The 11,554-nt window shown below is 70.9% G+C and carries 9 protein-coding genes; 7 read left to right on the top strand and 2 right to left on the bottom strand.

Annotated features, from left to right (window positions below; translation table 11 throughout):
* Window positions 1–221 precede the first annotated feature (221 nt).
* The 5 genes from GT354_RS53740 (at window position 222) to GT354_RS10710 (ending at window position 7,297) form a co-directional block, all read left to right on the top strand.
* Window positions 222–518 carry a DUF6412 domain-containing protein gene (locus GT354_RS53740; RefSeq protein WP_237534603.1) on the top strand — a complete coding sequence of 99 codons (297 nt, stop codon included), beginning with the start codon at window positions 222–224 and terminating at the stop codon, window positions 516–518.
* A 63-nt stretch (window positions 519–581) separates the two neighbouring features.
* Entirely contained in the window at window positions 582–1,259 is a 678-nt protein-coding gene (gene yidC / locus GT354_RS10695; protein ID WP_161356048.1) for a membrane protein insertase YidC, read from the top strand.
* Window positions 1,260–1,313: 54 nt separating this feature from the next.
* A complete protein-coding gene (locus GT354_RS10700; protein ID WP_237534604.1) occupies window positions 1,314–2,417 on the top strand; it encodes an exonuclease domain-containing protein in 1,104 nt (367 codons plus the stop codon).
* 1,333 nt (window positions 2,418–3,750) lie between these two features.
* Window positions 3,751–6,015: an RICIN domain-containing protein gene (locus GT354_RS10705; protein WP_161356049.1), complete on the top strand. Its 2,265-nt coding sequence runs from the start codon at window positions 3,751–3,753 to the stop codon at window positions 6,013–6,015.
* A 232-nt stretch (window positions 6,016–6,247) separates the two neighbouring features.
* Window positions 6,248–7,297, top strand: a complete 1,050-nt coding sequence (locus tag GT354_RS10710) for a LacI family DNA-binding transcriptional regulator (protein ID WP_161356050.1) — start codon at window positions 6,248–6,250, stop codon at window positions 7,295–7,297.
* A 300-nt stretch (window positions 7,298–7,597) separates the two neighbouring features.
* On the opposite strand, the gene GT354_RS10715 is transcribed toward GT354_RS10710, so the two are convergent.
* Entirely contained in the window at window positions 7,598–8,314 is a 717-nt protein-coding gene (locus tag GT354_RS10715; protein WP_161356051.1) for an ABC transporter ATP-binding protein, read from the bottom strand.
* Window positions 8,311–9,396 carry an ABC transporter permease gene (locus tag GT354_RS10720; protein ID WP_161356052.1) on the bottom strand — a complete coding sequence of 362 codons (1,086 nt, stop codon included), beginning with the start codon at window positions 9,394–9,396 and terminating at the stop codon, window positions 8,311–8,313. The genes GT354_RS10715 and GT354_RS10720 overlap by 4 nt, the downstream gene beginning before the upstream one ends.
* A 255-nt stretch (window positions 9,397–9,651) precedes the next feature.
* Here GT354_RS10720 and GT354_RS10725 point away from each other — a divergent pair, with 255 nt between their 5' ends.
* Both GT354_RS10725 and GT354_RS10730 read left to right on the top strand, forming a co-directional pair.
* Entirely contained in the window at window positions 9,652–10,851 is a 1,200-nt protein-coding gene (locus GT354_RS10725; protein WP_202511737.1) for a sensor histidine kinase, read from the top strand.
* Entirely contained in the window at window positions 10,848–11,477 is a 630-nt protein-coding gene (locus GT354_RS10730; RefSeq protein ID WP_161356053.1) for a response regulator transcription factor, read from the top strand. Before GT354_RS10725 ends, GT354_RS10730 begins: the two co-directional genes overlap by 4 nt.
* The last annotated feature ends 77 nt before the right edge of the window (window positions 11,478–11,554 follow it).

Here is an 11,554-nt window from a genome sequence, read left to right on the forward strand (position 1 = left end):
GGGATGGGGGGTGCGGGTTTCGGGTGGCTTGGGGGGCGTGATCGGGTCTGTGGGGCATGGGTTGGTGGGGTGGCGATGGGTGGGGCCGTCCGGCGTGTGTTTGGTGTTGGGGTGTGTTGCCGCGCGTGCTGTTGGTTGCGTCGGGGGTGGGGGTGGCGTGATCGGTGTTGGGGTGCATGGTGCCTTCCTTGTGATTTCGAGTGGGGGTTAGGGTTTGGGGTATGGGATGGCCTCGGGGTGCTGCGTTCGCGTCGCTGGTTGCGGCGTTGGGGGCGCTGTTGGGGCTTTCCGTGGTGGTGGACGGGGGCTTGCCGGGGCTGGTTGTCGCTGCGGTGGGTGTGGTGTTGGCGCTTGCGGTCGGGGTGGACGTCCGGGTGCCTTCCGGGTCGTCGGCTCGCGTGCGTGGGGCTTCGTTGCGGCGGCAGGCCGCGTTGTTGGCGTTTCTTTCGTTGCGGGATCCCGATGGGCCCGGGCGTTGTCGCCCCAGGGCACCGGGAGCGGGCCCGGCGGTTCGCTGACCCGGTTCGGTCGCGGCCGCCCGACGTGTCGTCGTTTCCCGCGTCACGAAAGGCTCTTCTCCCATGCTCGGAATTCCCGTGCTCGACCTCGCCCACGACTTTCTGCTCACCCTCGCGGACGCGATCGCGCCGCTGCTCGGTACCGGTTCGGTCGCCGGTGCGGTGGTCCTGTTCACCGCGTGCGTACGCCTGTTGATCGTTCCGCTGGGCTACGCCCAGGCCCGTGCCGAGGTCGCCAGGGCTCGACTCGCGCCCCACGTGCGCCGCATACGCGAACGGCACGCCAAGGATCCGCAGCGCGCCGCCCGCGAGTTGTCCGCGCTGCATCGCGAAGCCGGTACGTCGATGTTCGCCGGCATCCTCCCGGCCCTGGCCGGCCTGCCGTTCCTGTTCCTGACCTACCGTCTCTTCAGCGGCGACCAAAGCCTGTTGCGACACTCGCTGTTCGGCGCACCGCTCGGTCTGCACCCGCTCGACGGGCTCTTCGGGCCGCACGCCCTCGTGTTGTTCGGCCTGTTGGCGCTGATTGCCACGGTCGGCTTCGTCGGCTACCGCAGGGCCGACGCCGAAGCGCCCGCCCTCGTGCGATGGATGCCGTTCGGCACCGTCGTGACCGCGATGTTCGTACCGCTCGCGGCCGGCATGTACCTGCTCACCAGTGCCGCGTGGACCACCGCGGAGCGCCCGTTGCTCAAACGCCTTGCCCAGCACCGTGACCAGGGCGTCGTACCCGGGCACTAGCTTCATCGGCAGTGACGACGTGAACGTGATCCGCAATCGGAAAAGGGCACCCTCATGGCTACGAACAAGTTCGGCGCGACCTGTGCCACGTGCACGACCTATGTGAAGGCCGGCGACGGCCTGTTGGCACGGATCGACGGCAAGTGGGTCACCTACTGCGCGACATGCGGCGAGCCCAAGCCCGCCGCACCCGCACGCGGCGACCACGACGGCTGGCATCGGGGCCCGATGGCCGCGTTCGACGTCGAGACCTCCGGCGTGGACCCGTTCACGGACTTCGTCGTCACGGCCGCGCTCGTGGACTCCGAGGGCACGCGCCGTTCGTGGCTGATCGACCCGGGTCCGCGCGAGATTCCCGCCGAGGCGACGGCGATTCACGGCATCACCACCGAGCACGCACGGGCCCACGGCCGACCGGCGGCCGAATGCCTGACCGAGATCGCCGAGGCAATCGCGGGCTATCTCACGGTCGGCACGCCGATCGCGATCTACAACGCGCCGTTCGACCTGACCATCCTGAAGGAGGAGTTGCACCGTCACCGCCTGCCGCAACTCCCCACCACCACACCGATCGTCGACCCCTTGGTGATCGACAAGCAGCTCGACAAGTGGCGCAAGGGCAAGCGCACGTTGGCCGCCACGAGCGCGTTCTACGAAGTCGTGCTCACCGACGCGCACACCGCCGACGGCGACGCCCTCGCGTGCCTGCTGCTCGCGCAGGATCTCGGCGCGCGTTTCCCGCAGTTGGCCGCCGACTCGCTGCGCACGCTGCACGAACGGCAGATCGGGTGGTTCGCGGAGCAGGCCGCGTCGCTGCAGCAGTACATCGACCGCAAGAACCCGGACGGCGGCGAGCTGATCGACCCGAACTGGCCGGTGATCCCGGCCGGTTCGTCGGCATCCGGCGTGTATCGGCCGGGCGCACCTCGGGCGACCGAGCGACCGGCCGGGGCCACTCGATTCGACGCGGGGGGCGGCAGCGGTTCCACGAGTTCCGCAGCTTCCGCGGGTCCTTCGGGTCGTGGGGGTCGGGTGGCTCCTGCGGGTCGTGGGGGTCCCGGGGGCGTCGGGGACTCCGCAGGCTCGACCGGTTCGACGGCCTGGGGTGCGTCGGGCCCGGACGACGGTGGTTGGTCCGGCGACGAACCCCCGTTCTAGGACGGCATCGTCGGTTGCACCGACGATGCCGAACCGGCACGAATTCATCGAAGACGATCTCGGCGGCGGCCGGGCGTTGAGTCGGTGCGGCCGAGGGGCGCGGCAAACGGGCGCCGGCCGGGGGCGGGCCGGGGGCGGCCTGCGCGTGCCGTGTGGTGCGCTGCTCGTGGCTCGTGGCTCGTGGCTCGTGGCTTGTGGTGCTTGGTGCTTGGTGCTTGGCGCGCGGTGCGTGGCGCGTGGCGCGGGCGCGGGCGCGGGCGCTTCGGTTCGGATGCTGCGAAGTCCTGGGGACGAGGCGATGGTTGCCGGTCGGCGGCACCAGCTCGACGGCAGTAGCTCGACGGCAGTTCGACAGCTGGGGCGTGGGAGCCGCTCTCCCGCACACCGTGAGCGAACGACCCGACGTCGGGCGGAAACAACCTGCGAATTGCCCGCCCACGGTCCGGCGGCGCGCCGTCGACGGGCCAGGCACAACACAGCGCCACTCCACCGGTGACTTCGAGGCGGTAGCAGTGAGTGGCGTCCGGTTCCGCCCATTCGCGCGCCGGCGGTGATGACGCTCGCGGCGAGTGGCAGGACGATCGGCTGCCCGTGGTCGAGGTGTTGCGTCGGTGCGACGTCCGGGCCGGCTATTCGGCCCACGCAACGTCCGGGCCAGCCATGTATTCGGCCCGTGACTGCCCGGCCCCGTGACTGCCCGGCCCCGCGACCGCCCAGCCCCGCGGCTGCCCGGCCCCGCGACCGCCCGAGCCCGCGACTGCCCGGCCCCGCGACCGCTCGGCCCCGTGACCGCCCGAGCCCGTGACCCCCCGGCCCCGCGAGCGGTCAAGCAGGCGTCGTCGTGCCGACTGCCACGCCGTGTTGCACCGGTACGAGTCGGAGGCGGCTCCTTGGGCGGTCGGCATCTCGGCAACCATCGGCAACCATTGGCATCGATAACATCCTCTGCCATAGTGCCTGGCACGGCGCGCGCCGTGGAGCACCACGAAGCGGCGGCGCGTGCCCACCACACCGCAGGCAGCGGAGGCGTTCTCCGTGCTCGGCTGGCTTCCAGGAGGCCCTATGCAGCACTTTGCCGCAGCAGTGTGCCGGGTCGTCGGCCGAGCGACACGCTCCCGCCGCCCCCTCGCAACCCCTCGCCCCCGAGCCGTCACGGACCGGCAGCCACTCTGATATCGATATCAGCGCGTCCTACGCACCTCTGCTGCTGCGGCGAGCCTCGGTAAACCGCGGTTCGCCTCGCCGAGCACGTGTGCGTCGACGAACGACCACCTGCCCGCCCGCCGACCACCGCGAGTCGCGGTACCGCCTACGCACCATGAATCGGAGAGAGATGTCACCTCCTGGAAGAATCATCGCGACGGCCTTTGCCGCGGCCCTGGCGCTCACCGGCGCCGGCTCCCTGACCACGACGGCCTCGGCGACCGCAACGACGACGGCAACGGCAACGACGGCGGCCCCGGCAACAGCCACGAACGCGAGGGCGTCGGCCGCCGGCTACACCGTCACCGTCGGTGCCAAGGGGTTGTGGACACACCCGGACGACACCCCGGCCGGCACGTACATCGACAAGGACGGCACGTTCTACTTCCAGCAGGCGCACTCCCTCTACGGCGCGACCCAGAGCCGCGCATGGAGCTTCTTCACCGGGACCGATCTCGACTCGGCCACCTTCTCCGGTGCGATCGGAAACGCGGGCACCAACCCGGATACGACCGCCTTCTGCAACAACAGCCCCACCGGCGTGGGGGCCACGAACGCGCCTGCCGGCTCGGGCTATTCGCAGCGCAACTTCTGCGACCTGGCGGGGGTGTGGGTCGACCCGGACACCGGTGACTGGTACGGGCTGGTACACAACGAGTTCAGTCCGCAGCCCTTCGGCGACGGCGTCCACTTCGACTCGATCGACTACGCCGTCTCCCGGGACCAGGGCCGAACGTGGACGATCAAGGACCATGCCATCACGTCGCCCTTCAGTACCAAACGGGGTGACACCGCCGCCTTCCCGAACCAGACCTACTCGTACGGCGACGGCGACCAACGGCTGTACGTGGACGCCGCCTCGGGCTACTTCTATGCCTACTACGGCTCGCGCGTGGTGGACAAGAACGGTGGTTGGAAGGCGTTCTACGCCCATGTGGCCCGCGCGCCCATCTCGGGAAAGATGGCGACCGGCACCTGGCAGAAGTGGTACGACGGCGCCTGGTCACAGCCCGGCGTGGGCGGCAAGGAAAGCAACGCCGTGCCGGTGGATGCCACCAACAGCACGGGCTACACGCCCACTTCGAAGGAATACAACCCCGCCAACACCGGCACGGTGACCCAGCAGGTCGCGGCCGGCACCGCCCCGCCGACCTCGCCGCTGTTCGTCATGGACATCACGTACAACGCCTATCTGGGGCTGTACATCGGGCAACCGCAGGCGGTCGACCAAAGCGGCAACGCACCACAGCAGTTCTACGCCACCGACAACCTCGCCACCCAGAAGTGGACGCTCATCGGCGACACCGGCAGCTACCACACGGCATCGTGGTACCGCTGGTTCCTCGACGGCGCCAACAAGACCGGCTCCACCGTCGTCGGCAAGAACTTCCGCTCCTACTGCTCCTTCGGCTGCTCCGGCGGATCCTCCTCCGAGTACGTCAACATCGACATCGGCAGCTCGGCTCCCGCCGCATCGCCGTTCGACCCCGCCAAGACCTACCGCATCGGCAGCGGGAACAACCGGGTCCTGGCCCAGGTATCCGGCGGCTCGTCCACCACGTCACTGGCTGCCTCCACCGGATCGAACCTGGACGCCTGGAGCTTCGCCGCCAACGGTGACGGCTCCTACCGCATCACCAACGTCGCCACCGGTGGGCTGCTCGGCGTCCCCACCACGCCGGCCGCGGGCCGGGCCTGGGGCACCGCTCCCACCGTCACGCCGGCCGGCGCCGGCGGGCCGACCCTCGGCGCGCAGTGGTTCGTCATCCCCGGCGCCTCCGCCGCCAACGGTGCGGCGTCCGGGACGTACAAGCTGGTGAACCGCTACAGCGGTCTGGTCATCGGCCTGTCCGGCACGACCGGCCGACTCGCCGAGACGACCCCGGTTCGCGCCTGGACCGACACCACCGGCAGCAGCGTCGGCGCGGGCCGTACCGCCGCGGAGCAGACCCTGACCATCACCGCGGTCGGTACCGGATCGGGTGACCTGAACGGCACTCACACCCTCACCATCGGCGGCAAGGCGCTCGACGACCCGAATCACAGCACCACACCCGGTACCCAGCTCATCACCTGGGCTGCCGGCGGCGGCCTCAACCAGAGCTGGCGGTTCACCCGGCAGAGCGACGGTACCTACGAACTGGTCAACGCCGAATCGGGGTTGTGCGCCGACGTCGAGGACGCCGCGACCACAGCCGGCGCGAAGGTCGTCCAGTGGAACTGCAACGGTGGGAACAATCAGCGCTGGTCCCTCACCAGGCTCCCGACCGGCGCCTACACCGTCGCCTCGCTACGGAGCGGGCTACTGCTCACCACCGGCTCCACCACGAACGGTGCTTCGGTGACGCAGCAGCCGGACACGCAGTCGCCGCTCCAGCGGTGGACGATCGGCTGACCGTCCCACCTCCCCGGCCTCCGCACCTTTCACCTCCCCGTCCTCCGCCTCCCCACCGTCCGCTTCCCACCTCCCGCGCTCCGTCACCGCCGCTTCCGCTTCCGTTCCCGTCCCGGTGCCCCGGTTGAGTGTTGGCGATCCCAACCTCGGGATCGGTCGAGCCGCCTTGTATCGAAAATCCATGTGTGATCGACTGGCATCGATATCAAGGCGGCTCGATCGGGAAGGCCTCATGGCGAACGACAGCGCACGTGATGCCGCCCGACCGCCCGGGATGGCCGATGTCGCCCGGGTCGCCGGCGTATCCGCGCAGACCGTCTCCCGTGCGCTGGCCGGCCACCCGAACGTCCAGGCCAAGACCCGCGCGAAGGTGCTCGTCGCCGTCGACCAGCTCGGCTACCGCAAGAACAACGCGGCCAGGATGCTGTCCTCGGGCCGCAGCCGCTCCATCGGCGTGGTCACCCTGCAAACCGGCTTCTACTCGCGAACCGCCCTCACCGTCGGCATAGAACGCGCCGCCGACCAGGCGGGCTATACCGTGAGTACCGCCACCACCGCCTCGCTGGACACCTCCGCGATCGAAGCCGCGCTGGTCCGGTTGTCCGAGCAGCACGTCGAGGGTGTCATCCTGGCGGTGCCGTTGATCCACGTCAGCCGGCGCATCGAACAGCTCACCTCCGTCGTGCCCACCATCACCGTCGACGGCTCGCGCACAGCGGCGACCGAAGTGGTGGCTGTCGACCAGCAGTTGGTGGCCCGACTGGCCACCCGGCATCTGCTCGATCTCGGGCACGAGAGCGTATGGCACGTCGCAGGACCGCAGGAGTGGCTCGACGCGGCCAGCCGCTCCCGGGGCTGGCTCGCGGCCCTGGAGGAGGAGGGACGGTCGGCGCCACCGGTGCTGGAGGGCGACTGGTCACCCGCCTCCGGTTACCGCAACGGCCTGATCCTGGGCAAGATCCCGGACGTCACCGCAGTCTTCGTGGACAGTGACGAGATGGCCTTCGGGGTGATGCGAGCCCTGCACGAACTGGGCCGCCGCGTACCGTCGGACATCTCGGTGGTAGGCGTGGACGACATCCCGCTGGCCGAGTACTGCTCGCCCTCCCTGACCACCGTGGCCCAGCCGTTCGCACAGATGGGTGCCCTCGCCGTGGGCCACCTGCTCCGGTACATCGCCGATCCGGCGGCCCCGCAGGAGCCCGCAGCGGTGGAACCGACACTCGTGGTCCGGGCGAGCACCGCCCCGGCGCCCGGGTCGTCGACGCGGTCCCGGCTCTAGCCGAGGCCGGTTTCATTGGCCGAGTCGGCCGCTGCTCCGGACGGAACCTCGACGGGCTGCCCGTGCGTCGCACAACGGGGTCGCGGACTTGACGAGTGACACCCCGTCTGCGCGACGGACGGACGGACCACCGACGAACGGACCGACGGACCGACGGACCGACCGGCCGAGCCGGGCGCGGGCGAGCGCGTCGCATGGCCGCCGCGTTCGCTTCCCGGGCGGTGTGCTTGCTCGCGCCACGTGGCTAGCTCGGTTGCGGTTGCCATTGCGGTTGCGGTTGCGGTTGCGGTCGGCCGGGTGTCACGTGGTCGTCGACGACAGGACGCCGAGCCGGCCGTCGATCACCTCCAGTGCCTGGTCCGCGTGTACGAGGTGGCTGTGGTCGTGGGTGACCATCACGGTCGCGGTGCCGGTCGCGTGCGTCAGCTCCGCGAGCAGCGACACCACGGCGGCGCCGCGTTCGTGGTCGAGGGCGCTGGTGGGTTCGTCGATCAGGAGCACGCTCGGCTCGTTCATCAAGGCCCGGGCGATGTTCACGCGTTGGCGCTGCCCGCCCGACAGCCGGTGCGGACGGTGCTTCGCGTGATCGGCGATGCCGACCCGGTCGAGGAGGTCGAGCGCCCGTGCGCGGGCCCCGGCGGCGCGCCGGCCGTCGAGGTGGGCCATCACCTGAAGCTGCTCGACACACGTCAACGACGCGAGCAGGTTGGGCTGTTGGAACACGATCCCGATCGACGCACGGCGCAGCCGCGCCCGTTCCCCGGCGGACAACGTCGCCGCGTCGTGCCCGGCGACCACCACCTGCCCGGTGTCGGGCGCGGTCAAGGTCGCGGCGACCGCGAGCAGACTCGACTTGCCGGACCCGGACGGCCCGACCACCGCGGTCAACGTGCCGGGCGCGGCGGTGAGCGAGACGCGGTCCAGGGCGGTGAGTCGGCCGTCGCCGTCGGGATAGGTCAAGGTCACGTCGGTCAGCAGCAGGCCGCCGCCGGACGGTCGAGGGTCGTCGGTGCTCATCGGGCGCCTCCCAGGGCGGTGTGCGGGTCGACGGACGTGACTCGGCGGATCGCGAGCCCCGCACCGACCATGCCGAGCACGATCAGCACGCCGGCGGGCAGCAACGTCGTCGACGCGTCCACCACGAACGGCACCTCGCCCGGCGCGACGGCCCCGAACAGCGCCGAGATCGCGGTGCCCAGTGCGGTGCCCACGAGCAGGATCAGGAACGCTTGGCCGAGAGCGTCGCGCAGAACGTAGACGGTGGACGCGCCGAGGGCCTTGAGTACGGCCACGTCCGCGCTGCGTTGGATCGTCCATACCGTGAAGAACGCGCCGACCACGAGCGCCGAGATCGCGAACAGGAAACCGCGCATCAGTTGGAGCGAACCGTTCTCGGCGGTGTACGAGCCGATGGCGGTGCGCGCGTCGTCGATCGTCGTGCTGCGGGTGCCGATCGCGCGGTCGGCGGCTTTGAGGTCGGCCTTGCCGGCGCCCGTCAGGTCCAGGGCGATCACCGTGGCGTGCAGGCCGGCGCGCTGCGGCCCGGAGCGTAGCGGTTGCCAGTCGGCGAGTGTGGTCCACGCGACCGGCGCGTGGCTGTACGACGAGCCGCTCACGATCGCCGCGACCGTGAGGGGGGTGTCGGTGCCGGCGGTGACCGTCGCGCCGACCCGTACGCGCAGGTCGTCGGCCAGTTCACGGGACAGTACGACCGTGCCGGGTGCCAGGGCCGAGGGCGCCGCCGGTCCGCCGGGCCGTACGCCGAACGCGGCGGCGGCAGCGGTACGGTCGCCGGCCCCGAGCCGGGTCATCGAGATGCCGAGCGGTTCGGCCGACCGCACGCCGGGCCGCGCGGCCCACCGCTGCCACTGACCCTCGTCCACGGACGAGTCGGCGAAGGAGATGTCCTGACCGCTCGCCGGGGCCGCGAACGCGAGGCGGTCGGCGGGCAGTTCGTCGATCGCGGAGGTGTTGGCCCGGCCGAGCCCCACGGTGAGCCCGGACACCAGGCCGACGAGGGCGGTGATCAGGACGACCGTGACGAGCATCAGAGCGAACCGGCCGCGGGCGAACACGAGATCTCGCAGGGCGACGAACACGGGGGTCAGGGGCTCCTTCTGCTGCGGTTGCCGGCGTTTGCGTTCGCGCTTGCGCTTGTGCTTGCGTTCCCGCTTCCGCTTCCGCTGGTGCTTCTTGTGGTTGTGGTTGTGCTTGTGCTTGTGCCTCGATTCTGTCCGGGGCCCGGCCGGCTGCCATCGATCGCAGGAGCCCCTCGGCGGTATCGAAGGATGTGGGTGACGGTCAACCTTTTGATCGATGGTGACCGGGGGACGGGCGTTTACGCTTGATCCGTTATGTACCCCACTGTCCTGACCCCGGTCCTGCGCGCGTTGCGCATCTGTATGCACGCCTTGGTGGCACTGCTCCTGGTCCTCGCGGCCGTGCGCGCGGTGGTCGGCGACGACGTCTCGGGAGGTTGGGCCGCGCTGATCGTGGGCGCGGTGGTCGTCACCGGCGGGGTGTACGCGGCGGGCGACCTGGTTCCCGCCGTGGGGCGTTCGCGGCGGGCGTCGGTGGTGTGGTTGGCGGCACTGACGTTGTGTTGGTTCGGGCTGTACGCGTTGACGGCCGAGGGGATTTGGCTCGCGTTCCCGCTGTTCTTTCTGTACCCGCACCTGCTGCCGTTGCGGTTCGCGCTGCCCTCGGTCGCGGTGCTGACGGCGGTGGCGGTCACCGGCTACGCGGCGCACGAGGGGGGCGTGACGCCCGGCATGGTGCTCGGGCCGATTCTGGGCGCGGGGGTCGCGGTCGCCACGGTGCTGGGCTATCAGGCGCTGTACCGCGAGAACGAGGAGCGACGGCGCCTGGTCGAGGACGTGGTCGCCGCGCGTACCTCGCTCGCCGCCGCCGAACGGCACGCGGGGGTGTTGGCCGAGCGTGAACGGCTTGCGCGCGAGATCCACGACACGCTCGCGCAGGGGTTCAGCAGCATCCAGTTGCTCTTGCGGGCGGCGGAGCGGGCGTTGCCCGGGGATCCGGTGGGCGCGGATCGCCACGTTCGGCTCGCGCGGGTGACCGCGACCGACAACCTGGCGGAGGCGCGGCGGTTCGTTCGGGCTTTGGCGCCTTCGGAGTTGGAGGGGTCGTCGTTGTCGGCGGCGTTGGAGCGGTTGTGCGCGCGGACGGCCGCCGAGGCCGGCCTGGACGTGCGCTTCCACCGCACGGGCGAGGCCGCGGAGTTGCCGACGGCGTACGAGGTCGCGCTGTTGCGGATCGCCCAGTCGGCGCTGGGCAACACGGTCCGGCACGCGGCGGCCGGGCGGGTCGAGGTGACGCTGAGCCACATGGACGCGTCGGTCACGCTGGACGTCGTGGACGACGGGCGCGGCTTCGACCCTGCCGTGCCGCCGGGGCGGACGGGGTCCTCGGGTACCGGCTTCGGCATCGAGGCGATGCGGACGCGGGCAGCGGAGTTGGGCGGGGCGCTCACGGTGGAGGCCGCGCCGGGGCAGGGCACGGCGGTCGCGGCTTCGTTTCCGGTGGTGGCTCGGTGATCCGGTTGCTGTTGGCCGACGACCATCCGATCGTTCGGGCGGGGCTGCGCGCAGTGTTGGCGGCCGAGCCGGACTTCGAGGTGGTGGGGGAGGCGGAAACGGCCGAGCGGGCGGTCGAGTTGGCGCGTTCGCTGGCGCCGGACGTGGTGTTGATGGATCTGCGATTTCGTGCCGGCGGCATGCACGGCAACGAGGCCACGGCGGCGATCACGGCGTTGCCGGACGCGCCGCACGTGCTGGTCCTGACGACGTACGACACGGACGCGGACATCCTGGCGGCGGTCGAATCGGGCGCGATGGGCTACCTGCTCAAGGACGCGCCGCCGGAGGATCTGGCCGCGGCGGTACGTACGGCCGCGGCCGGCGAGTCGGCGCTGGCGCCGCGGATCGCGGGGCGGCTGATGAGCAGGCTGCGGGATCCGCTGCCGACGCTGAGTCGCCGCGAGGGCGAGGTACTGGAACTGGTCGCGGACGGGCTGTCGAACCAACAGATCAGCAAAACGCTCTTCCTGAGCCAGGCCACGGTCAAATCCCACCTGGTGCACATCTACGCGAAGCTCGGCGCGGATTCACGCACCTCGGCGGTGGCCACGGCGACCACGCGGGGGCTGCTGCGGCGCCGGTGAGGCCGGGGTCCTCTGCCGGGGGCGGGCAACAACGCGGCCGCACAACGCGGAAACGGCACCCCACCACGCCGCGCCCC

This window comes from Streptomyces sp. SID3343 (assembly GCF_009865215.1).
Taxonomy (GTDB): Bacteria; Actinomycetota; Actinomycetes; order Streptomycetales; family Streptomycetaceae; genus Embleya.

Bases quoted from the DNA above. Each gene is read 5' to 3' on its own strand.
- GT354_RS10700 (WP_237534604.1), top strand. From the start codon at position 1,314: ATGGCTACGAACAAGTTCGGCGCGACCTGTGCCACGTGCACGACCTAT.
- yidC (WP_161356048.1), top strand. From the start codon at position 582: ATGCTCGGAATTCCCGTGCTCGACCTCGCCCACGACTTTCTGCTCACC.
- GT354_RS10710 (WP_161356050.1), top strand. From the start codon at position 6,248: ATGGCGAACGACAGCGCACGTGATGCCGCCCGACCGCCCGGGATGGCC.
- GT354_RS10725 (WP_202511737.1), top strand. From the start codon at position 9,652: ATGTACCCCACTGTCCTGACCCCGGTCCTGCGCGCGTTGCGCATCTGT.
- GT354_RS53740 (WP_237534603.1), top strand. From the start codon at position 222: ATGGGATGGCCTCGGGGTGCTGCGTTCGCGTCGCTGGTTGCGGCGTTG.
- GT354_RS10705 (WP_161356049.1), top strand. From the start codon at position 3,751: ATGTCACCTCCTGGAAGAATCATCGCGACGGCCTTTGCCGCGGCCCTG.
- GT354_RS10715 (WP_161356051.1), bottom strand. From the start codon at position 8,314: ATGAGCACCGACGACCCTCGACCGTCCGGCGGCGGCCTGCTGCTGACC.